22 protein-coding genes are annotated in these 22,940 nt (G+C 57.1%); 15 read left to right on the top strand and 7 right to left on the bottom strand.

All coding sequences use genetic code 11. The annotated features are described in order from the left end of the window. Positions 1-22: 22 nt before the first annotated feature. From QE408_RS00195 to QE408_RS00180, 4 genes are all read left to right on the top strand, one after another. On the top strand, positions 23-1,060 hold the full coding sequence (locus tag QE408_RS00195; RefSeq protein WP_306927473.1) for an ABC transporter substrate-binding protein: 1,038 nt from the start codon (positions 23-25) through the stop codon (positions 1,058-1,060). A 111-nt stretch (positions 1,061-1,171) separates the two neighbouring features. Then, positions 1,172-2,236, top strand: coding sequence for an ABC transporter ATP-binding protein (locus tag QE408_RS00190; RefSeq protein ID WP_306927471.1), 1,065 nt, complete (start codon positions 1,172-1,174; stop codon positions 2,234-2,236). Next, on the top strand, positions 2,233-3,090 hold the full coding sequence (locus QE408_RS00185; protein ID WP_306927469.1) for an ABC transporter permease: 858 nt from the start codon (positions 2,233-2,235) through the stop codon (positions 3,088-3,090). The genes QE408_RS00190 and QE408_RS00185 overlap by 4 nt, the downstream gene beginning before the upstream one ends. Further along, a complete protein-coding gene (locus QE408_RS00180) occupies positions 3,090-3,872 on the top strand; it encodes an ABC transporter permease (protein ID WP_306927467.1) in 783 nt (260 codons plus the stop codon). The genes QE408_RS00185 and QE408_RS00180 overlap by 1 nt, the downstream gene beginning before the upstream one ends. Before the next feature lie 542 nt (positions 3,873-4,414). Here the strand turns inward: QE408_RS00180 and QE408_RS00175 are convergent. Beyond that, positions 4,415-5,095, bottom strand: a complete 681-nt coding sequence (locus QE408_RS00175; protein WP_306927466.1) for a GntR family transcriptional regulator — start codon at positions 5,093-5,095, stop codon at positions 4,415-4,417. 102 nt (positions 5,096-5,197) lie between these two features. Here QE408_RS00175 and QE408_RS00170 point away from each other — a divergent pair, with 102 nt between their 5' ends. The 8 genes from QE408_RS00170 to QE408_RS00135 all read left to right on the top strand — a co-directional run bounded on the left by QE408_RS00170 (position 5,198) and on the right by QE408_RS00135 (position 14,086). Beyond that, positions 5,198-5,845: a GntR family transcriptional regulator gene (locus QE408_RS00170; protein ID WP_306927464.1), complete on the top strand. Its 648-nt coding sequence runs from the start codon at positions 5,198-5,200 to the stop codon at positions 5,843-5,845. A 104-nt stretch (positions 5,846-5,949) separates the two neighbouring features. Then, complete coding sequence (locus QE408_RS00165) at positions 5,950-6,783, top strand: ABC transporter substrate-binding protein (RefSeq protein ID WP_306927463.1); 834 nt, start codon at positions 5,950-5,952, stop codon at positions 6,781-6,783. A gap of 65 nt (positions 6,784-6,848) precedes the next feature. Beyond that, the gene (locus QE408_RS00160; protein WP_306927461.1) at positions 6,849-7,541 is read left to right on the top strand and encodes an amino acid ABC transporter permease; all 693 of its coding nucleotides are present in this window, start codon (positions 6,849-6,851) and stop codon (positions 7,539-7,541) included. A gap of 19 nt (positions 7,542-7,560) precedes the next feature. Beyond that, complete coding sequence (gene dapA, locus QE408_RS00155) at positions 7,561-8,451, top strand: 4-hydroxy-tetrahydrodipicolinate synthase (protein WP_306927459.1); 891 nt, start codon at positions 7,561-7,563, stop codon at positions 8,449-8,451. Positions 8,452-8,463: 12 nt separating this feature from the next. Beyond that, complete coding sequence (locus tag QE408_RS00150) at positions 8,464-11,397, top strand: FAD-dependent oxidoreductase (protein ID WP_306927457.1); 2,934 nt, start codon at positions 8,464-8,466, stop codon at positions 11,395-11,397. Further along, entirely contained in the window at positions 11,394-12,122 is a 729-nt protein-coding gene (locus QE408_RS00145; protein ID WP_306927456.1) for an amino acid ABC transporter ATP-binding protein, read from the top strand. Before QE408_RS00150 ends, QE408_RS00145 begins: the two co-directional genes overlap by 4 nt. A gap of 13 nt (positions 12,123-12,135) precedes the next feature. Then, positions 12,136-13,545, top strand: coding sequence for a dihydropyrimidinase (gene hydA, locus QE408_RS00140; RefSeq protein ID WP_306927454.1), 1,410 nt, complete (start codon positions 12,136-12,138; stop codon positions 13,543-13,545). A 127-nt stretch (positions 13,546-13,672) separates the two neighbouring features. Further along, positions 13,673-14,086 (top strand): DUF3830 family protein, encoded by a 414-nt coding sequence (locus QE408_RS00135; RefSeq protein ID WP_306927452.1) that lies wholly within the window; start codon positions 13,673-13,675, stop codon positions 14,084-14,086. A 507-nt stretch (positions 14,087-14,593) separates the two neighbouring features. Here the strand turns inward: QE408_RS00135 and QE408_RS00130 are convergent. Further along, positions 14,594-15,694, bottom strand: coding sequence for an NADH:flavin oxidoreductase/NADH oxidase (locus tag QE408_RS00130; protein ID WP_306927450.1), 1,101 nt, complete (start codon positions 15,692-15,694; stop codon positions 14,594-14,596). Between the two features lie 110 nt (positions 15,695-15,804). On the opposite strand from QE408_RS00130, the gene QE408_RS00125 reads away from it, so the two are divergent. Beyond that, on the top strand, positions 15,805-16,134 hold the full coding sequence (locus QE408_RS00125; RefSeq protein WP_373465472.1) for an ArsR/SmtB family transcription factor: 330 nt from the start codon (positions 15,805-15,807) through the stop codon (positions 16,132-16,134). 356 nt (positions 16,135-16,490) lie between these two features. Here QE408_RS00125 and QE408_RS00120 read toward each other — a convergent pair whose 3' ends face one another. Further along, positions 16,491-17,552 (bottom strand): SDR family oxidoreductase, encoded by a 1,062-nt coding sequence (locus QE408_RS00120; RefSeq protein WP_306927446.1) that lies wholly within the window; start codon positions 17,550-17,552, stop codon positions 16,491-16,493. 98 nt (positions 17,553-17,650) lie between these two features. On the opposite strand from QE408_RS00120, the gene QE408_RS00115 reads away from it, so the two are divergent. Next, positions 17,651-18,028: a winged helix-turn-helix transcriptional regulator gene (locus QE408_RS00115; protein ID WP_306927444.1), complete on the top strand. Its 378-nt coding sequence runs from the start codon at positions 17,651-17,653 to the stop codon at positions 18,026-18,028. 122 nt (positions 18,029-18,150) lie between these two features. On the opposite strand, the gene QE408_RS00110 is transcribed toward QE408_RS00115, so the two are convergent. Beyond that, positions 18,151-18,381, bottom strand: a complete 231-nt coding sequence (locus tag QE408_RS00110) for a hypothetical protein (protein ID WP_306927442.1) — start codon at positions 18,379-18,381, stop codon at positions 18,151-18,153. A 424-nt stretch (positions 18,382-18,805) separates the two neighbouring features. Beyond that, positions 18,806-19,048: a hypothetical protein gene (locus tag QE408_RS00105; protein ID WP_306927440.1), complete on the bottom strand. Its 243-nt coding sequence runs from the start codon at positions 19,046-19,048 to the stop codon at positions 18,806-18,808. 171 nt (positions 19,049-19,219) lie between these two features. Here QE408_RS00105 and QE408_RS00100 point away from each other — a divergent pair, with 171 nt between their 5' ends. Further along, positions 19,220-19,609, top strand: a complete 390-nt coding sequence (locus QE408_RS00100) for a response regulator (RefSeq protein ID WP_306927438.1) — start codon at positions 19,220-19,222, stop codon at positions 19,607-19,609. A 195-nt stretch (positions 19,610-19,804) separates the two neighbouring features. Here QE408_RS00100 and QE408_RS00095 read toward each other — a convergent pair whose 3' ends face one another. Continuing rightward, the gene (locus tag QE408_RS00095; RefSeq protein WP_306927436.1) at positions 19,805-21,310 is read right to left on the bottom strand and encodes an aldehyde dehydrogenase; all 1,506 of its coding nucleotides are present in this window, start codon (positions 21,308-21,310) and stop codon (positions 19,805-19,807) included. Positions 21,311-21,320: 10 nt separating this feature from the next. Then, positions 21,321-22,904, bottom strand: a complete 1,584-nt coding sequence (locus tag QE408_RS00090) for a GMC family oxidoreductase (RefSeq protein WP_306927434.1) — start codon at positions 22,902-22,904, stop codon at positions 21,321-21,323. Between the last annotated feature and the right edge of the window lie 36 nt (positions 22,905-22,940).

The following is a 22,940-nucleotide window of genomic DNA, read 5'->3' as shown; positions in this document are numbered from 1 at the left end:
AAACCAGTTTGAGGGAACTTCGATGATGAACATGAACAGGCGGCAGATCCTTGCCGGAATGGGTGGAATGACAGCGGCGACCATGCTGGGCCTGCCAGCAGGGGCACAAAGCAAGACACTCGTCGTGCCGACGCTGGGCGGCGCATGGGAACAGTTCTGGCGCCAGACTATGGCTCCAGCCTTCACTCAGAAAAGCGGTGCTCAGGTGACGCTGGACGCTGGCAACGGTCGTGTCTGGAGCGCCAACCTACGTGCAGCGGGGCCACAAAAGCCGCCATACTCGATCCTCATGACGAATGAGGCATTTGCATCAAGCCTGCGCAAGGAAGGCTTCTTCGAAAAGCTCGATCTGGCAAAATTGCCGAACTATGCCGACCTCTACCCGCTTGCCAAAAAGACCGATGGCTGGGGTGCTATCGCGATGGTGTCTCCCATCGGCCTCGCCTACCGTACTGACATGGTGCAGACACCTCCCAAAGGCTGGAAGGATTTGTGGGAGAACCCCGAGTTCAAAGGACGTATTGGCCTTTACAATTTTGCCAACACGGCTGGCAAAATGGAGCTGATGCTGGCCTCCAAGATCTTCGGCAAGGATCAATACGATGTCGATGCGGGCTTCAAGGCTCTGGAAAAGCTCGGGCCGGTCATACAGGCCGATTTCAACCTTTCAACCGGCATCGCATCCGGCGAGTTCGTCGTCGCTCCCTTCGATTTCGGTGAGGTCGCGCGTTTGCGCAGCCAAGGACTTCCGATCGATGTCATCGTGCCGGAAGAGGGGCTGCTGATGTTCGATCAGACACTCAACATTCTCGCAAACGGGCCAGAGAAGGATCTGGCCTATCAATATGCCAACTTCCTTCTCTCGCCTGAAGGACAGGTTCCGTTGATGAAGCAGTTCTTCGTCTCGCCCACCAACGCGAAGGTTATCGTCCCTGACGATCTGAAGAAGGATGTGCCAATTTCGGGCGAAATGATGGACAAGATCCTGACTTGGGATTGGGCATTCATGAACGAGAAACAAGCTGGCTTTGCAGAGACTTGGGCGAAGGTCATGAAGTAGTTTCGGGCTCTCCGAGAGGCAATGCAGCCGGGTCGCCTCGGAACGACCCGGCATTCTCCCCGACGCAGTAATAGTTGCGGTACGCCGCACGGACAATCTGGAAGATCGAGCATGACCGAGGTGAGCATAGAAGAGCTGACCAAGCATTACGGTACCTCCCGCGCCGTCAACGGAATTTCCGTCAAGATAGGACATGGCGAGTTCATATCGCTACTGGGGCCATCGGGATGCGGCAAGACGACGACGCTCAAGATGATCGCAGGTTTCGAGGACGTCACATCCGGCGCCATCCGTTTTGACGGCCAGGACGTGTCTCATATCCCGGCGGAAAAACGCGATATCGGCATGGTGTTTCAGAACTACGCGCTCTTTCCCCATATGACGGTGGCGCAGAACCTCGCCTTTGGGCTGGAGATGCGCAAGATTTCCCGGTCAGACATCGTAAACCGCACCGCCAAGGTTCTGGATATGGTGCAGCTTTCGGGGTATGCGGAGCGATATCCGCGCCAACTTTCGGGTGGGCAGCAGCAGCGCGTGGCGCTTGCCCGTGCCCTCGTCATCGAACCGCGCATACTCTTGCTCGACGAGCCGCTCGCCAATCTCGACGCCAAGCTTCGGGACGAAATGCGGGTCTTCATTCGAGATCTGCAAAAGCGCGTTGGAATTACCACCGTCTATGTGACGCACGATCAGGCCGAAGCAATGACGATGTCGGATAGGATCGTCGTCATGTTCGGAGGGCAGATCGCGCAGTATGGCGCTCCCTCCGATGTGTATGATCGGCCCGCGAGCCTGGAGGTCGCGCAGTTCGTCGGGCAGGTGAATACATTGCCGGGCCGCCTGACGGGCAGGGGTGCCGATGGTGTGTCGATTATCGAAACCGCGCTTGGCGCGGCCTCTATCAAAGGCGTACTACCGTGGAGCGACGGCTCCCTCCCTGTTTTGTTGCGACCGGAAGCTATCGAACTTGCATCTGTCGGAGCCAAGGGGCCCGGCGTGATCGCAACGGTTTTGCAGAGCTATTATTCCGGTAGCCTGATCGACTACCGCCTGGTGCTGGAAAACGGCGAGACGCTGAATGTTCAGACTTTTCCTCGTAACCGCTTTCAGCCCGGTGATCGCGTAACGGTAAAGGTCGATAGCGAGCGTTTTTGGGTGCCGGGAACGATCTCATGACAAGTCGCGCTAGATCCACCTATCCTATTCTGCTCATCGTGCCGTCGGTTTTGCTACTCGGGCTCTTTCTCGTTCTGCCATACCTCAATATCGTGGTCATGAGTTTCCGCAATCCGGCCAATGGCGCACCCTATGCGCCAGGATTTACCATTGGCAATTATCTGAGGCTGCTCACAGATTCCTTCTATTTGCAGCAGGTGGCGAATACGCTGTTGATCGGTCTGGTCACAACGCTTCTGTGCCTCGTTCTCGGATTTCCAATCGCCTGGCAGCTCTCGCGCGAAAAGATGCGGTTTCGCGGCCTTGCCTATGGGCTCGTGCTGTCGCCGCTTCTTGTCGGCATTGTAATCCGCAGCTACGGCTGGACAATTCTGCTTGGGAACAACGGCATCATCAACAAGACGCTGTTGAATCTCGGGCTGATCGATCGCCCGATCGGACTGATGTACAACGCCCTCGGAATTGTCATCGCACTTGTCCACGTCTTCCTTCCCTTCATGATCCTGCCGTTGATGAGTGCGCTTCAGGGCATTGACCCGTCATTGCGGTCTGCTGCGCGTTCCCTCGGTGCTGGAAAGCTCACTGTTTTCAGGCGTATCACCCTGCCCCTTGCCATGCCCGGTATTCAGGCGGGCTGCATTCTGGTGTTTGTGCTGTCGTTAAGCGCTTATGTGACGCCAGCATTAATCGGCGGTCTTAGAGTGAAGACGATGGCGGTCAGCGTCGTGGATGCGTTGATCGATACGTTCCAATGGCCTTTCGGCTCTGCCATGGCACTGATGCTTTCGCTCACCGGAGCAGCGATTGTCGTGATTTTCTCGCGGCTTACGCGCATGAAATGGAAGATTGGTTGATGTCCAAGCACATATTGAATGGTTATTGCCTCGTCATCTACGGCTTCTTGCTGCTGCCCATTCTCGTGGTTGTCGGCGCATCCTTAAATGCGGGCGCATTTTTGACCTTTCCGCCCCAGGGTCTCTCTTTCCGGTGGTATGTCGTCTTTTTCCATAACGATGTTTTCTGGCGCGCAATTCGGACCTCCCTGTGGGTAGCAGCCGTTTCGACTGCGATTTCCGGCGTCATCGGAACAATGGCGGCTATGTTCTACGTGCAGCATGCGGGACGGTGGAAGGAAAGCGTTCGGCTGGCGATGCTGCTGCCACTGCTCCTGCCGGAAGTTCTGACAGCAATATCGCTTCTGTTCTTCGTCTACGCGATCGGAGTCGGCACGACGACCATGGCTGGCATGTTGATTGGGCATGTGCTCATGACGCTGCCCTTCGTTTTCATCAATGTGTCCGCGGCGATGGAGGCCTACGAGCCCTCGTGGAGCCTGGCCGCCCGCAGCCTTGGCGCAGGCCCGTTCACTCGCTTCAGGCGCATCATGCTGCCGTTGATCAAGCCAGGAGTGATCGGTGGGTGCCTCTTCGCGTTCATCATTTCCTTCGATCTCTTCACGATATCGTTCATGTTGAAGAATGTCGGGACGGCGACGCTTCCGATCCAGATCTATGATTATCTCAGGACGAACTTCACACCTGAAGCCGCAGCGGTTTCGACCCTATCCATCGTGATGACGATTGTGGTGGTCGTTGTGTCCGAAAAGGTGCTTGGCTTACGGGTTCACCGGTTTTGACGGCAAACCGGCGGGCTTCGCGATTGGTTTCCGCGAGCCGCAGTGGCAGCTATTGCAAGCCAGATGCTTCCCCGCTTCATCGCCAAGCCCTGCGCTACCCACTGCGATGTCGTCGGCCATGGTGGTATCTAGCCTGTAATGCCGCTCTCGCCAAATCCTGATGTTCTCATGTTTTAAAACGGAGATTCCCAAACGTCGTGCCTCCGGGAGGTTACCAATGGGAAGAACGTCATTCGCGCAAGAGAGAGCATCTGGGTGAGAGGCGCTCTCTATGGCAATTAATGATTGATCATGTGGCGATCGTTCGTCCGTCGCAGGCCATGTGGAGGCAAATATGAAGAAGCCAATCCGCACCAGCCTGGAAACTGATCCTGATTCATACCAAGGGCTACGCGAACTGGCGTAATCAACGAGTTCTGGCCACAAGCGCGATCGCTAACGAGGTGTCGATATCGCTTATGAACGGCTCCTGCAGACCAAGAGAATTCACATTTGCAGCGCTATCAGCCCTGCGACCGAGCCATCCTGTCAGGGCAGCCTCTCTACTCCAGGGCGCCCAAATGTTCCCGAGCGAAGGCTATCAGGCTTTCTATATGAATCGCGACGGACTTGCGCGTATCCGCCGCGCTACCACGCTCAATTGCTTCAATGATGAGGAGATGCTCGCTGGAATCTGGTTTCAACCTGTCCTTGAGCCGATCAATTTCAAACAGCCGGGTGGTGGCGCGCAGTTCTCGCAAGACTTTTGCCATAACGGCATTGCCGCAATAATCGATGATCATATTGTGCAGATTGTCGTCCGAAAACCAATGCGCGTCGGTGTGGTAGGCCGTCGCGTCCAGGAGATCGTGGATCTCCCGGCGAACGGCCATAAGCTGGCGTCGCGGGATGTTGGGGATGGCAAGAACTGCCGCTTCAGGCTCGATCAGAAGGCGCAGCCGCAAGCTTTGCAGGTATTCGCCGATATCGACGCGCCGTACAACGTAGTTGCGCCCGTCGCCCTTGCGCACGAGGCCTTCGCCCTCCAGCCGTTGGAGCGCTTCTCGCAGCGGCGTTCTTGAAATACCAAGCGCTTCGGCAAGCTTGGCCTCCACGATCACATATCCGCCCTTCAGGCTTCGATGGCGGATCATGTCTGAAACAGCGTTATAGGCGAGTGATGCGAGGTTGTGCGGCCCACGTTCACTCGGTTTTTCAGCAGTGGTCGCCGAGATATCTGTCAATTTGCTGGTCTTTCATCCTTGCAATGATGTTCCGGGCTGTACTTTAACAGACAATCCATTGCTCATGATAATCGAGGATGGCGTTGATGGGAAAGGGGTAGCATGGGCGATGACGTGAGCGAAGCAGTTGAGGAAAGCCTTGCACAGGAAACCTATGGGCTGCTTCTCGCCGAAATCACCTCCGCCCGCCTGGCTGGGGGAAGTGTCATCCAACAGCGCCGTCTCGCCTCGCAGTACGCCGTCTCGCGTTCCCCAATGCGGCATGCTCTCAGCCGACTCGAAGGGGAGGGGCTGTTGGTGCGTGACGAGCGAGGTGTTCTTTGCGTCAGGGTCATCACGCTCAAAGACTATCTCAACAGTCTAACGATGCGAATGTTGCTGGAGCCGACGGCCGCGGCGCTCGCAGCTCCCGGTGCCGATGAGGAGCATGTGGGCCGTCTCCTCGCCAGTCTGGATGTCATCGAGGCCGATCCAGAGCCCGACCCCGAGGAGGTCTGGAGATTCGATGATGCCTTGCATGACTTTATCGCGGATCACAGTGACAACCCTTTCATGTCGGCAACAATTGCTGAGATGCGGCGATATACAACGATATTTGAACGGCAGATGGCACTCACCCGCGTTAAGCCCGGCGTAGCGGAACACCGCGAAATCATTATGGCGCTGGCTAGTCATGATGCTGAACGCGCTCGTAAGGCCATGGCGTCTCATCTCGAAATCGTGCGTCAAGGCGTCCTTTCCAATTATTGATCGATGGCAGACTTGCACGATATGACCATTAGTGTATAAAAGTGGGATCCCACATGAATACAAAAATGTGGAGCCAATAAATATAAACAACCCCAGAGGCCAATATGACAAAGCTTTTGCATTCCCGCTTCACGCTTGCGGCAGCGTTCTCGATGATGGCATCGGTCGCCTTCGCGCAAAGCTGTGACCCAAAGGTCGCCGCCGGTGAGCTTATCAAGCCCGGCACACTGGTGATTTCGACCAACCCCACCCTGCCGCCACTGCAGTTCGTTGATTCCAGTGGCCAGTTGAAAGGCATGCGTGTGGAGTTGGGCGAGGAAATCGCCAAGAGGCTTTGCCTCAAGCCTGAATATGTTCGCATCGAATTTTCCGCGATGGTGCCCGGTCTGCAGGCGGGCCGCTGGGATATGATCAATACAGGCATCTTCTTCACGGAAGAGCGCGCCAAGGTCATGCAGATGATCCCCTATGAAGATCAGGCGATCAGCATTTCGATTGCGCCGAACTCTGACAAGAGCGTCAAGTCGAAGGATGATCTGGCAGGCATGACGATCGGCGTCGAGATCGGCGGCTTCGAGGAGACGAAGACCCGTCTTCTGGATAAGGAGCTCCGCGACGCTGGCAAGGCGGGCCTCTCAATTCGGACATTTGACAATTTTGCTCTTGCCTTCCAGGCATTGCGTGCCGGCCAGGTTGACGGCGTCGTGTCCATTGATGCGGTGGCTAAGGAATACGACGCTCGTGGCGATTTCAAACGCGCCATCAGCGGCCTCTATCCCGCGCCTGTCGCGGTTGCGTTCAAGAGCCCGGCTCTTGCGGATGCCGTTTCCGCCACGCTCAAGGGCATGAAGGCGGATGGCTCGCTCAAGACGCTGTTCGACAAATACGGTCTCCCGATGGTTGCCGGCGACTATTCCGTCAAGGGTCCTGGCCGCTGACCGGCCTGATTTGAACATAGCGGGCGTGGTCTCCACGCTCGCGTATTTTGTAGGAAGATGGTCTGATGACGTTATGGAACTGGTCGGGTTTTTTCGGGTATCTCGTCAATCCCTTCATCCTTGGTGGGGTTTTTACGACGATCTGGCTGACCGTTGTGTCTCTGATCGCCGGTCTCGTCCTGGGTTTCGTGTTGGCAATGATGCGGCGGTCGCATCTGCGCTCGGTGCAGATGCTCGCCAAGGTCTATATCTGGCTGTTTCGGGGAACGCCGCTGCTGGTGCAGTTGATCGCGCTATATACCGCCTTACCGCTCTTCGGCATCAAGCTGAGTGTAATCCAGGCAGCCCTGGTGGGGCTGGCGGCCAATGAGGCCGCGTATCTTGCGGAGATCATTCGCGCTGGCATCGGTGCCGTTCCTGAAGGTCAATCTCGTGCTGCGCGTGCACTCGGCATGACTGAGAGACAGATCATGCGCCATATCGTCATGCCGCAGGCGTTCAAGGTCATCATCCCGCCGCTCGGCAATTCGGTGAATGGCTTGCTGAAGACGACCTCGGTGACATCCGTCATCTCGATGGAGGAGTTGCTCCGACGCACGCAGGTCCTGATTCAGGAGCGCTTCATGGTGCTCGAGCTCTTCGCCGTTGCGGCCATCTACTATCTGCTTTTGACCACGCTCTGGGATTTCTTCCAGCGATACATCGAAAACCGTCTCGGACAAGCCGACGCCCGGTTGTCGATCAACGAGAAGCGTTAACACCAGGATACTTACTCACATGACGAAGACATTTCGCGGCGTATACACGGTTATGATTACGCCACTGGATCGCGATGGCGCCGTTGATCTCAGCGCACTAGCCTCTTTCACAGACTGGCAGATCAAAGAGGGCATTCATGGTCTGATCCCGCTTGGCTCGACAGGCGAGTTCCTGTCGCTAAGCGAAGAGGAACGCGATGCCGTCGCTCGCACAGTCATCGAGACGACTGCCGGCCGGGTTCCGGTCCTCATCGGCACGGGTGCAGAGGATACGCGTGAATGCGTGCGGCTGAGCCGCAAGGCTGAAGATATGGGCGCTGACGGAGTGATGGTCATTCCGCCCTTCTATTGCACGCCCACAGATGATGAATTGGTCGAGCATTACAGGACGGTTGCCTCGGCGATTTCCATCCCGATCATGGTCTACAACAATCCGGCAACCGCCAATGTTGATCTCAAGCCCGAACTCGTCAAACGCATCGCCGAAATCAAGGGTTGCGACTATATCAAGGAATCGACGCTCGAAGTGACCCGCGTAAGGGACATCATTCGTCTCGCTGGCGATAACATGACCGTATTCGGCGGCATTCTCGGCTTCGAATCCTTCGTAATGGGCGCTCAGGGGTGGGTTGCCGTTGCATCGAACGTCGCACCAGGTCCTATGGCGCGGATCTTCGAGCTGGCCGCTGACGAGAAGAAATTCGATGAAGCGCGCGCGCTCTATCTAAAATGGCTGCCGGTCATTCAGGCCGTTGGCGGACAGGCCTATGTCGCCGGCTCGAAGTCCTTGCTCACTCATATGGGTTTTCAGGCAGGAACGCCTCTCCCTCCGCGTTTGCCGCTTCCCGCGGCACAGGATGCTGAGATGAAGCAGCTGGTTTCCGATTACGGCCTGGTTTTCACGGCCTGAGGAAGAACGACGATGCCCGCTGTCTCGACGCAATACCCGCCGGGTTCCGACACGCCCATCGAGATAAGCTTCGATGGAACAGTGATCAAGGCCGAAAGGGGAATGACCATCGCAGCCGCGATGGAGGCAGCTGGCCGCCACTCTTTTTCACGTGGTCTAAAAGGCGAGCCGCGGGGTCTTTTCTGTGGCATGGGGGCCTGTCAGGACTGCCTTGTGACGGTAAATGGCAAGGCGAGCCAGCGGGCCTGCATGACCTCTGTCCAGCCTGGCATGACGATCACCCAGCCCCAGCCCCGGCCTGATCTCATGTCGGCGGATTTCGATGATCTTGCGGAAACCCCAGCGAACATCCCCATCCTCGAAACCGATCTCCTGGTTGTCGGCGCAGGTCCAGCAGGTCTCTGCGCAGCCGAGGCCGCCGCATCGGCGGGCGCTTCCGTTATGCTGCTCGACGAAAGATCTTCTGCCGGCGGGCAGTTCTTTAAACAGCCGCTGACGGGGACGGCTAGCCGTCTTCTCGAAAATGACGAGCAGGCTCTGTCGGGTGCAGATCTTGTACGAGCTGCCCGAGATGCCGGCGTAACCTTTCTTGAAGGCAGCACCGTCTGGGGCGCCGAGCGACGGGATGCGTCGGCGCCAATCATCGGCTGTCTTGGTGCCAATGGGGCATTCTACTGCAAACCTCGTATGACCGTGATCGCAACCGGGGCTCACGAGCGTCCGACTGCCATTCAGGGCTGGACCCTGCCAGGGGTGATGACAGCCGGATCGGCGCAGACGCTACTGAGAAGCTATGGAGCTGTTGCTGGGAAACGTATCGTCGTCGCCGGTAACGGGCCGTTGAACATTCAGATCGCCGCAGAGCTCTTCAAGGCCGGAGCGACCATTGTTGCACTGGTGGAAAAGGCACCCGCTCCGTGGACGAGGCCTGTCCTCGCGCTGCAGCTTTTCGCAGCCGATCCGCTGCTTGCGACCAAAGGCATGCGACAACTCGAGGGCCTGCGAAAGGCAGGCGTTCCCATCCTTTGGGAGAGCGACGTCGTCGCAGCGTCTGGTGCCGACAGCCTCGAGGAAATTGCCATCTCTGGCCCCGATGGGCGCGTGACTTTTGCCGCCGACACGCTTCTTGTTGGCGGCAACTTTACCCCGTCGAATGAACTGTCCCGCCTGCTTGGTTGCGCGCATGAAGTGGTCAACGGCAATCTTGTCGCTATCTGCAAGAGCGATGGTGAGACAAGCCTGCCGGACGTGCATGTCGTGGGCGAGGCAGCCCGCTTCGGTGGTGCGCATGTCGCAATGGCGGCTGGGAGGCTTGCCGGCATGGCAGTGGCAAGAAAACTTGGCCATTCGGCAACGTCGACGACTTGGCTCGAAAAAAAGCTTGCCCGGCATAGGGCATTTCAAAAGGCGCTATGGGCCCTCTTCGCAGCCGGGAGTTCTCAGGCCACGAGCGACACACACGCCGCGCCTGACGAGACGATACTCTGTCGCTGCGAAGGCGTGACCTTTGGAGCGCTTCGAAAGCTTGCACAAGACAGCGCGCTCGACGTCGCGACGCTGAAGCGCCTTTCTCGCGCCGGTATGGGGCGTTGCCAGAGCCGCTATTGCGGACCGTCTATCGCTGGCATCGCCAAATCTCTCCATCGGAACGACGAGACGCGAGGCTTTCTTGCACCGCAGATGCCCCTGCGCCCTGTTCCCCTTGCTGCGCTGGCTGTCGAAAAGCCGGAATGGGGTGGACACAAGCGGGCTGTCCTGCCCGACCGTCCGCCGGTCAAAAATACTGAGCCTTTGCAGGTGAGCGAAACATCAACCTTGGTGATCGGCGGCGGCATTGCCGGGATCTCTACGGCGTTGTTTCTGGCGCGTGAGGGCGAGGACGTAACCGTGGTGGAACGGAGCTTCCCCAACTCGCTCGCCTCCGGCGGCAATGCCGGCAGCCTGCATGCCCAGCTGCTTTCCTTTGATCATGGAGCCCGCTCGGAAGGGGGAGGGGCGCCTGCGGCCCAGACCCTACCGCTTCAGCGAGATTCGATTTCGCTGTGGGCATCCCTGCAACGCGAACTCGCGCGGGACTTCGAGATGAAAGTGACCGGCGGGCTTATGGTGGCAGAGACCGATGAGCATCTCCGTTTTCTCAAGGAGAAGGTCGCAGTCGAGCAAAAGGCCGGTATTGAATGCCGCATCGTGGATCAGGGCGAACTGCGGCAGATAGAGCCCGCGCTTTCACGCCAGTTTGTCGGCGCGGCCTACTGCCCGCAGGAGGGCAAGATCAATCCGCTTATTGCCACTGAGCATGTGCTCAAGGCTGCGCGTGAGGCAGGCGCCCGGATCATCGACAACTGCGAGGTAATTTCTATCACGCCGGTTGTCGGCGGATTTGACGTTGAAACGAACCGTGGGCGGATCCGGGCAGGGCGTGTCGTAAACGCGGCGGGCGCCTTCGCTGCCCGGATCGGTGCGATGCTTGGTCTTGACGTTCCTGTTTTCGGTGCGCCCTTGCAGATGGTTGTCACGGAGGCGGCCGCGCCGACGATATCCTGCCTCGTGGCTCACGCCGATCGCCACCTGACACTTAAGCAGGCTGCAAACGGAAACTTCATTATCGGTGGTGGCTGGACGGCCGGGCTCGATCCCGTATTCCAGCATCCTCGCCCCCTTCTGTCGAGTCTTGAGGGAAATCTTTGGGTAGCACAGCATGTGGTGCCGGCCTTGAGAAAGTTGCATGTCATCCGCAGTTGGGCTGCGATGAACATCAATATCGACGGAGCACCCATTCTGGGCGAACATCCTGACCAGCCCGGATTCTTCAATGCAGTCACATCGAACGGCTATACTCTCGGCCCGATCGTCGGCCAACTCACTGCTCAGCTTGTCCTGGGCCGAGAAACCGGTCGGGCATTGCAGCCATTCTCCATATCACGCTTCAAGAAAGGTCGTTCATGATCGAGATCAACGGCGTCAGCAAGTTCTACGGCCCCTATGAGGTTTTGAAGAACTGCAATGTGAATGTCGACCGGGGTGAAGTCGTGGTTGTCTGCGGCCCATCGGGCTCGGGGAAATCGACGCTGATCAAATGCGTCAACGGGTTGGAGCCTTTTCAGAAAGGCTCCATCCGTGTCCACGGCATTGAGGTAGGCGATCCGAAAACGGACCTGCCCAACCTCCGAACTCGTGTCGGCATGGTGTTTCAGAATTTCGAGTTATTTCCGCATCTGACGATCATGGACAACATCATGCTTGCCCAAAGGATCGTTCTAGGGCGGAGCGATACGCTCGCGCAGACGAAAGCGATGCAGCTGCTCGATCGTGTCGGGCTCGTCGACCATGCGCGCAAATATCCCGGTCAACTATCCGGTGGCCAGCAGCAACGCGTAGCAATCGCCCGCGCACTTGCCATGGACCCACTCGCCATGCTGTTTGACGAGCCGACCTCCGCGCTTGATCCAGAGATGATTTCCGAAGTGCTTGACGTTATGACATCGTTGGCGCGAGATGGGATGACGATGATGGTCGTGACCCATGAGATGGGTTTCGCGCGTCGCGTGGCGACCCGCGTCATCTTCATCGATCAGGGCGAGATCGTTGAAGACAGCCCCAGCGAAGCGTTTTTCGCCGGCAAGCACAACCCCCGCACAGAAGCCTTCCTCAGCAAGATCCTCCAGCACTGAGAGCACGCAAGCCATGACAGAATTCGACCTCATCATCGAGAACGGCACGATCGCGACGGCGTCAGACGTCTATCAAGCATCAATTGGCATCAAGGACGGTAAGATCGTCCAGATCGGGATGCAGCTGAAGGGCGCGGCAAGAACAATAGACGCCAGCGGAAAATACGTGCTGCCTGGCGGTATCGATAGCCACGTACACATCTCCCAGCCCTCAGGCGAGGGGATTGTCATGGCGGACGATTTCGCAAGTGGGACGCTTTCGGCGGTGTTCGGCGGCAATACGACCGTCATGCCGTTCTGCCTTCAGGAGAAGGGCAAGCCATTGCGCGCGTCCCTTACCGAGTATCACAAGCTCGCCGAAGGCGAATGCTACACGGATGTTAGCTTCCACCTGATCATTTCCGACCCGACGGATGCAGTGCTCGGACAGGAAATTCCAGCGCTAGTGGAGGATGGCTACACGTCTCTCAAAGTATTCATGACGTATGAGAATCTGCGCCTGAATGACGCGGATATCTTGAAGACGCTCGATGTCGCCCGCCGTACAGGTGCGACCGTCATGGTTCACTGCGAAAACGAGGATGCTATCCGCTTTCTCATCAATAAGCACGAACTTGAAGGGAATGTAGCCCCAAGGGCGCATGCATCTACACGACCGGTCGCGGTGGAGCGGGAGGCGACGCATCGCGCTCTGTCGCTGGCCGAAATCGCCGACGTGCCGATCGTCATCGTGCATGTTTCGAATGGCGAAGCGATGGAAGAAATCATGCGTGCGCGTCAGCGCGGCGTTCGGGTTATCGGCGAAACATGCCCGCAATACCTCACGCTGACCGCCAAGGATCTGGAAGGTATGGATTGGGAAGGAGCAAAATACGTCTGCTCCCCACCGCCGCGAGACGAGGCCGCCCAGAAGGAATGCTGGCGCGGCATCGAAACCGGCGTCTTCGAGCTGTTTTCCTCCGATCACTGCCCCTTTCGCTACGACGATGTGACGGGCAAGCTCAACCCCAAGGGCCGCGAGAACTTCCGCCATATCCCGAATGGCATTCCAGGCGTGGAGGTCCGACTGCCAATCCTATTTTCGCAGGGCGTAATGGGCGGACGTATCGAGCTGACGCGTTTCGTTGCGATTACCGCGACCAATCACGCCAAGACCTACGGTCTTTATCCCCAAAAAGGAACGATTGCGGTCGGCGCTGATGCCGATATCGCGATCTGGGATCCTGAGGTACGCCGTGTCATCCGCCACGCGGATCTGCACGACGGTTCGGACTATTCGCCTTATGAAGGCCTGGAAATTCAGGGCTGGCCGATAACAACGATCGTTGCGGGGACTATCATGGTCGAAGACGGCGCACTCGTTGGCCAGAAAGGGCAGGGTACTTACCGTTCTGCCACGACACGCTCGATGCGCTCAGTCTGATTGGAGCGATTCCAGCAAAGGCGGGAGCCGACTTTACGCTCGCAACCGCCAGGAACGAAGGGATAGGGCTTTTGCCTCTTCGAGGAGAGGCAGAGACCCTCGAGAATTTTACATAAAAGGAAACAGCATGAAATTGAAGATCAAGGCAGGTCCGTTCGAATTTGACGCGGTACTGGAAACAGACAAGGCTCCAAAAACGTCGGAAGCTTTTCTGAAGCAAATGCCGTTTGAAGGCAAGATCGTTCACGTGCGCTGGTCTGGAGAGGGCGTCTGGATTCCGCTCGGCGACCACGATTTCGGTGTCGGATATGAAAACCACACGAGTCACCCTGCTCCCGGCCACATCCTTCTTTACCCGGGCGGCATCAGCGAGACCGAGATCCTGCTCGCCTACGGCGGCGTTGACTTCTCGTCGAAGATGGGCCAGCTGGCTGGTAATCACTTCATCACGATCAAGTCAAACCTCGACAAGTTGCCTGAATTGGGCCGCATCGTTTTGTGGGGAGGCGCGCAGGATATCCGGTTCGAAGCGGTGGAGTGAGTGCATCTCTTTCATCTCTACATAAAGTATGAGATTGGATTGGCGATAATTTTTCCAGAGATAGTCGCCTCTCCGGCATTTCCGCGCGAATGAGGCGCAGATTGCGGCTTCGGGTCCGGCAATCATATTACCAATGCGGTCGAGATTTTTCGCAGGAACTATATAAAACTGCGTTATCGTCTCGACCGAGTGGCGCACGGCGGGCTTGCATGTCAGCGATCATTTGCAGTGATCTGGCTTTGTATTCGCTGTTGATGTGGACAACCAAGCGTTATGCATAACTGTCCTCCGTTGCCAGGTGCGAAACAGATTTACCGGATTGTTGCCTTCCGCGCCGGTTCGAGGGTGGTTACAGGCGCAAAACTGGCTTGGCCCGTCATGGGAACCATCCAAGCCCAAATCGGCTTAAGCAGATTGCTCGGCAGCGCGTCCACCTAGACCTTCGCTGGCGGCAACCCGCGTGCTCCAATCTCATCGGATCGAAGCACGCTGGTGTCACCTTGACGATCAGTTGGTACGGTAGCGCGCCAGCCAGTGGGCGTAAGGTGGTGGCAGTGTTGCCCAAGCGGGATTTTCAACGCCGAGCGCTTTTGCTGCGGCATAAGGCCAGTGCGGATCGGCGAGGAGTGGACGGGCCAGCATCACCAGATCCGTTTTTCCGTCCTGAATAAGAGCATCAGCCTGAACAGGATCGCTGATGAACCAGCTGGTCGATGCCGGCAGGTCTGTTTCCACATGAACGCGTGCGGCGATCTCGGCCAAAAAGTTGGCACCCCAAGGGATTTGCGCCGCTGGCGTGGAGAAACCGATGCTGACGTCGATTGCGTCAAGGCCTGCTTCCTTGAAGCGGCGAATCAAAGCGATTGATTCTCGAAGGGTCTCTTCGTCACGTCCATCGAACTCGATCACCCCGAAACGGGCCGTGAGCGGGAGGTTTTCGGGCCAGACTTTGCGCACCGCCGCGAGTGTCTCAATCAAGAACCGCCCACGGTTTTCGGGGCTTCCGCCGTACTCATCCTGCCGCTGATTGGAGTGGACGGAGAAGAAACTTTGCGCCAGATAACCGTGGGCAAAATGCAGCATAAGCCATTCGAACCCCGCATCGCGAGCCCGTTCGGCTGCAGCAACAAAATCCTGCTGCACGCGAATTATATCGTCCTTTGTCATTTCAGCGGGCACTTTTCCGAGGTCGCCGCCAAAGGCAATTGCTGACGGTGCGATGGTTGGCCATCCACGCGGGTCACCATGAGCTATATGATCATCACCCTCCCAGGGCAGATTGGCACTGGCTTTGCGGCCAGCATGGGCGATCTGAATGCCCGGCGTCGAGCCTGCGGATTTGATGGCCTCAACGATTGGGCGAAGTGCTTCAGCCTGGGCGTCGTTCCAGATGCCGAGATCGCCGGGCGTAATCCGCCCTTCCTTTGATACAGCTGTCGCTTCCAGTACGACCAGACCCGCGCCACCGCGCGCTAGGCCCGCATAGTGAGGAAGATGCCAGTCCGAAACCACACCATCCGTGGCCATGTACTGGCACATTGGGGAAACCGCTATTCTATTGCGTAGGGTGATGCCTTTGAGGCTGAAAGTGTCAAACAGCTTTGCCATTGTTGGTCTCCGGTTCAAGAATGCGGTGGGTCTACATCTTCGTTAGTTCGAATACAATAGAACAATGGCATTAAAGTGATACCCGTGTTAATGATGGTGGTATGAGAGTCATGAAGCATCCCGCCATTCACGAAGTCAGCCTAGAGCAATTGTTTTACGCGCTGAGTGATCCAGTGCGCCTTGAGATCGTGCAAAAGCTTTGCGTTACCGATGAGGCAACGTGCAGTGCACTGGACGGGGGCAGGCCGAAGTCTAGCGTTTCACATCACTTCCGCGTGTTACGGGAAGCTGGGCTGGTGTGGACACGCAATGAAGGCGTCACACATATGAATGCGCTTCGGCGTGCCGAACTGAATGAGCGCTTCCCGGGGTTGCTCGATGTGGTCGAAGCAGCGATGCGTAATGCACCCCAACAGCATCATTCCGATGTGAAGCAATAAGACGTTGCGATGGGGTAACACGGTGGTGTCTGACGGTACCGGGAAGCGCCCCGATAAGTTAGGCCAACACGTCATGATCTCGCCCCCATATTACTTGGGCTATCGCTATGGCGGTGTTGACCACAGCGCCCGGAGCACGCCCCTTTGATTTTTCTCCACACGCTCAGTCGCTGAATCCAGCGAGTAGCGATCAGGACGGCATGGGAGGGTTGCAAAGCTTTGCTTGACCCGTACGAAGCGATCGAGCTCTGACTATCGAAGGAAACTTTATTCTACGATTGAACAAGCGCATTGACTGCGCCAGCAAAAGCTGGAGCAGTCTCATTTTCCTAATCCGCTCGTGGCAATCAAAGTTTCTAGGCGATAAGGCGGTTCTTGCGAAGGCTTGCGAAAAGGGCGAAGAACGCATCGTCGGTCGGCTGGTATTCGTTGAAGCCAAGACGGCGGCTTTTACTCATGTCGGTTACGACCTCGATGGGGCGGCCGAGATCCGCATCCGTGTGCCATGGAGACGCGAGACGGTCGATGTTAGGCTCCACCAGATTATCGCGTTTAGCGATGTCTCTCCAGATCACAGCATCGTTGCTCATCTGCTCACTCAGAGGACTGATTGTGCCATCAAAGGGTGCTGGCTCTATGCCAAACCAGTCTGCAATTCTCTGCCACATCCATTTCCATCGAAAAACATCTCCGTTGACGACATTGAACGCCTGATTGCCAGCCTGTGGAGTCTCGGTTGCCCAAACCAGATGTTTCGCCAGAAGGTTGGCGTCGGTCATATCCGTCAAGCCGTTCCACTGAGCGGACGAACCGGGAAAGCGAAATGGACGACCGGTCTCTCGGCAAATGGTAGCATAGACGGCAAGCGTCGTTCCCATGTTCATGGCATTTCCGACCGCCTGGCCGATAACGGTATGTGGACGGTGGACACTCCAGGTAAAACCGTCGCGCTCAGCGGCAGAAAAAACCTCATCTTCCTGCGCATAATAGAAGTTCTCAACATCAAGACGGCCCTGTTCCTCACGAAATGGCGTTTGCGGCAGGACGCCTTTGCCATAAGCTTCGAAGGGCCCGAGATAGTGCTTCAGTCCGGTAACCAGCGCCACGTGTCGTGTGGATTGAGCAGGACTGAGCCCAGCTAAAAGATTACGAACCATCGCGGAGTTGACGCGTATATTTTCCGCTTCGCTTTCCTGTCGGGCCCATGTGGTTATAAAGACCGCATCGGGTCTGACGTCGTGCAAAGCACGCGCCGTTTCTTCTGCATTTTGTAAGTCGGCAGCAACGGGCACGATGCGATTATGATCCTTGGGCCTACGCGCCAACCCGTAGACTTTCCAGCCTTCTTTCACCAATAGCTCTGACGTTGCGTTGCCAACGATCCCGCTTGCGCCGACGACCAATGCTGTTCTAACCATGATGACGCTCCATTTTTGATTGAACTACAGTTAGGCATCCGGCAGGCCGACATGTAGACGGGACAGTTTGGGGACATGGATACCAGGAGGTGACCACGATGAGGCCGGGCAGCAATGAAGAGGATTGGCGCGAGGACTGTGCGCCCCGCCGAGTGCTCGAACTGTTCTCGACCAAATGGACGAGCATGATCTTGCACACCTTGCACAAAATTCATCAGGGTGCCGCAAGGACAGGTGTGTTGGAACGGAGCCTGCCAGGCATCTCAAAGAAGATGCTGACGCAAACGTTGAAGGAAATGGAGCATTCCGGCCTGGTCTCGCGACATGTGTATTCGACAAGACCGCCTGCTGTGGAATATCGGCTGACCGAACTAGGCAAGCGTTTCGTCGAACCCGTCGAGTTGCTCTACGCTTGGGGCAGGGACAATTCTGATGCGCTGGATGCGCTTGAACCCCGTCCCAGCTCAAGACGGTAAGTGCCCGCAACGAGGTCGACTTCGTTACGGAATTCTTTTTGGTCATTAGCTGGTCGCCTAACCACAAAAAGAAACCCTCCGACGCAGAGGGTTTCTCACAAAATTTCATTTAGGGTTTTTGCCTATAGCGCGCTTTGCCGGACGACCGTGATTTTGCCGAGTTCGACCAAGGGCGTCACATCGAGGATTGTGTTTTTCTCTGCCATGTCGAGGCTGTAGAGAAAGGCTCGCCCTGCGGGGCGGTTGTGCGCGGTTTCAATTTTTTCCCTACCGATATAGGGGCCGGCGGGAATGGGAACTCCTGAGGCTTCACAGTCCTCGATCGCTCTAAAACGTACGGGTGCACCTTCCATTTGGACCTCCTAAGGTTTGGCAAATGAAGAATATGCAGCTGGTACTGCCGGATTATGATGCACTGAAATAAACCGTGAGGCAACTCCTAGAGGTCAATTTTGCGGCCATGGGCCTATAAGACTAGGCATGCTGCGAAACAACCGCGTTCTACGCGGAGGCGCGAGAACCATATTTTGAAAAGCTGCAAGGAGGACGTTGCGCACCGACTTGAGCTTTTCCCGATCGTCAGTTTTAGCTGCAACGGTCAGGTCGGCTTCCATGCCTAAAGCATGTGTCGAACATTGATACCTTCCCCCAAACTCAACCACACGTCAAAGCGACATCCACGGACGCAGACATTGCCAAAGGTATGATGCCCGTGGCCCTGATGAGAAAATCAACCGAAATATTCGATCCGCGCAATTTGCGAGGGTCCCAACTACCCTACTCACCAACCTTAGCGACAAAGCGTTTGCCTTCGTCAGTTAAGACAAGGCGAGGAGAGCCATTTGTGGCGATTTCTCTGACGAAAGATTCCTTTTCAAGGTTGGCAACGGTTGAGGTCGAGATGCGCTTGTCGCCAACCAGCCACACACGACCAGAACGTCGCTGGTAGCGATACTGGTGGATCGCCGACAAGGTGCGAATTGCGGTCTTGGAAAGCTGCTTTTCACCAGATGTCATCATGACTTCTCCCATGAATGTTCTTGCTACGTTCATGTGATCGCAGGCGAGTGAGCTTTCAAGTACAAGTTTGGTCATTCAGATTTAATTAAATATGTTGGCAAATACTGAGTAGCAGGGATGATCGAAACGGGCGTGGACAAGTTGAGTAACCGATAGCCATTGGAGCCACCCATGTCCCCGCGTACTGTGCTCGTCGTAGAAGACGAACTTCTGATCAGATTGATGTTGGTTGAGGCGCTCCAGGACGATGGGTACACTGTCGTGCAGGCAGCGAACGTCCTTGAGGCGGTCGCGGCGATCGGACGCAGTCCGTGCTTCGACGCATTGGTCACTGACGTCGACATGCCAGGACACCTCAATGGCCTCGATCTCGCCGGAATGGTTTCAAGCGTATCTCCGCTGACGCAGATCGTTGTCGTGTCTGGTCGGGATGTCAGCGACGATGTCGGACTGGGCTGGGCGTTTATGCCAAAGCCTTACAGCTTGGATCACCTTTTGAAATTGCTGGAGACGGGCGATACTTCGATCACGGTCGCTCCTGGAGTGGCGAGCGCCGTTTGACGTGCGGTAGCATCTCTCCGTGACGTCAGTTCTCTACTTGCTTCAAAACAACCAAAATCTGCGCTTACGAAAACTCAGACGCCTTCATCGAATTCTCCTCTTCTTCCCTTCAGGGATCACAAGTGGAAAATTCCAGTTCAAAACGGCTTAAATTATCGGAGCTAGCCAGTCTGCGGCGAGGATCTTAGATAGGTTCTACATCCCTATGGTTAGCCAGGCGCTTTTTGTCTGCGTGTAGGAAGCCAGGGCCTCCATGCACTTGTCGCGACCGTTTCCGCTTTCTTTCCATCCGCCGAACGGAAACTGCATGTCTCCGATCATGTAGCTATTCACATAAACCATTCCTGCCTCGACATCCCTTATAAACTGGTGAGCTTTTCCCAGATCGGAGGTCCAGATTCCGGCGGCGAGACCGAAGCGTGTGTCATTGGCAATCGCCAGTGCCTCCTCATAGGTGTCGAATGCGATGAGGCTGGCAACAGGCCCGAAAATTTCTTCCCTGGCGATGGTCATATCGTTTGTCACATCTGTGAATATCGTCGGAGAGACATAGGCGCCGTGTTCGAGGCCAACGGGTATGCCGCCGCCCGAGATGCAACTGGCACCGGCATGCTTTCCGAGTCCGATATAGTTCAGAACGCGTTTCTGCTGCCCGATGTCGACCAGAGGCCCCATACCCGTTGCCGGGTCCAGCGGATCCCCCGGCCGATATGTGTTTTCCGCCCTCATCCGAAGCAGTGAGGTGAATTCCGGCAGGATCTTTCGTTGGATAAGAATGCGGGACCCGGCGCAGCAGACTTCGCCCTGATTGCCAAAAATGCCCATGGCAGTCCAGTCCACCGCCATTTCCAGATCGGCTGCATCGGCCATGATCACATGGGGTGATTTTCCGCCGCATTCCGTCGAGATTTTCTTCATGTTCGACTGACCGGAATAGGTCATCATCAGCTTGCCGACCTCGACCGACCCGGTGAACGCGATTTTCTCCACATCATGATGCAGAGCAAGCGCCCTACCGGCTTCCGAACCAAAGCCGTTGACGACATTGAAGACGCCGGGAGGTCCGCCGGCCTCCACGAAAAGTCGGGCCAGCAGCACGGAGGAAAGCGGGGACTGCTCGGCTGGCTTCAGGACGACAGAATTCCCAGCCGCAAGAGCGGGGGCAATCTTCCAGGCGGTCATCAGAAGAGGATAGTTCCAGGGAACGATGCAGCCGACGACACCAAGCGGCTGGCGCAATACATAGGATAGGGCATCCGGCGCGGTCGCGCCGACCGTTCCCTGCAGCTTGTCGACGCATTCGGCCGTAAAGCGAATGCAGGTCAGCGCCAGCGGCACATCGACCGAAAGCATTTCGCTGATCGGCTTGCCCATGTCCAGCGTATCGAGAAGTGCGAACTCCTCCGTGTGGGCCTCGATCAGGTCGGCAAAGCGGTAGAGTACGGCCATGCGCTGCCGTGGTGGAATGCGGGACCATATGCCGGCCTTGAAGGCCTTAAGGGCGGAGGCGACCGCGTGGTCGACGTCTCCAGTATCCCCGCGTGCGACCTCGGCGAGAACGGTGCCGTTTGCGGGATTGAGACTTTCGAAAACCGCCCCGGATCTTGCGGCAACGTAATCGCCGTCGATAAACAGACGGCCTTCCGGCCTTAGTGTGGCGGCTTTCTCTTGCCAGTGGCTGGATTGAGGTGCGATCGTCATCGGGATATCCTTAGGCTGCGAGGATTTTCTGGCAGGTGCGTTCAGCGACCATGATCGTGGGCGCATTGAGATTGCCGGACACCATGATCGGAATGGCGGAGGCATCCGCGATGCGAAGGCCTTCCAGTCCGTGAACCTTCATGGTGTCGGGATCGGTGACCGCCAGCGGGTCCGTGCCCATGCGGCAGGTGCTGGAGGGATGGTAGAGTGTCGCCATGTGGCCGCGCACATAATCCGCGATCTCCTCGTCCGTCCTGCATTCAGCGCTGGGTGAAAGCTCGTAGTCGATCAGATCACGGATCGGCGCTTGAGACAGGATTCGACGGTTTATGCGAACGCCTTCGACCAATGTCGTGAGATCGGTGCCCGTTTCGTCAGACACGAAATAGCGAGGATCGATCGCGGGGTGTTCGGTCGGATCGGCGGACCGAAGCCGGATTTCACCGCGGCTTTTCGGACGCTGAAGCACACAGTGGGCCGTGATGCCGGAGCGACCGCCAAGAAAACGGGCGTAGTCGCGGTGCGGGGTGATCGCGCCGTAAAGCTGCAGGTCAGGCTCGATGCCTTCCCGGCTACAGACATGCGCGCCTGCGGCAACCCAGGGCGAGGTGCGCATACCACTGCGACGGTCCTGCCATTCCTTCATGCTCTCGTTCATAATCTCTTCCGTCCAGGCGCCGATGCCCATGGGCTTCTTGGAGTAGAAGGAAACAGGAATGTTGAGGTGGTCCTGAAGCGACTTGCCTACGCCGGGCAGGTCGTGTCGGGGGGATATGCCTATCTGGCGCAGCTCATCCGCTGAGCCAATGCCGGAAAGCATCAATATATGGCAGGTGCCGATCGCGCCGGCCGCCATCACCACTTCGCTTGAGGCATACGCTGTTTCCGGTACGCCGTTGACGAGATACTTGACCCCGGTGGCGCGGCCGTTCTCAACGATCAATCCGGTGACCAGGACTCCCTTTGTGAGCGTCACGTTGGGACGGAGGAGGGCGGGGCGAAGATAGGCGTTGCCGGCACTCCAACGTTCGCCATTCTTGATCGTGAACTGGAAGAGGCCGACTCCCTCCTGCCGCGGCCCGTTGAAATCGGGGGTGCGGGCATAACCCGCCGCAGCCGCGGCTTCCAGCCATTGGTACTCGTGTTCATCGACGTAGGGTGCGTGACCGACATGCAGCGGTCCGCCGGTGCCGTGCCAGGGGTTGTCGGAAAAATCGGCATTGTCCTCACTGGAGAGGAAAACAGGCAGCACGTCACGCCAGCCCCATCCGGCGCATCCGGCCTGTTCCCAGGCGTCGTAATCGCTTGCCAGTCCACGGATGTAGATCATGGCGTTCAAGGCACCGGACCCGCCGACCATCTTGCCGCGGGGCCAGAAAACGCGGCGACCGCGACACCCCGCCTGCGGCTCGGTGTAATATCCCCAGTCGGCGCGGGTGTTGAACATGGTCACCCAGTCGGACGGGATATTGGAGGCAAGGGGCGCGTCCTGCCCGGCTTCGAGAACGAGGACCTTGCGGCTCTCGTCCTGGCTCAACCGATAGGTGGCAACGCAGCCGGCCGATCCCGCTCCCACGATGATCGTGTCGTACATGGCGTTCTTCCGTAAGGTCTTCGAGGGAGGCCGGCG

The sequence above is a fragment of the Agrobacterium larrymoorei genome (assembly GCF_030819275.1).
Lineage (GTDB): Bacteria > Pseudomonadota > Alphaproteobacteria > Rhizobiales > Rhizobiaceae > Agrobacterium > Agrobacterium larrymoorei_B.
The sequence above is the reverse complement of the archived record's forward strand: the minus strand, read 5'-3'. Positions and strand labels throughout refer to the sequence as shown.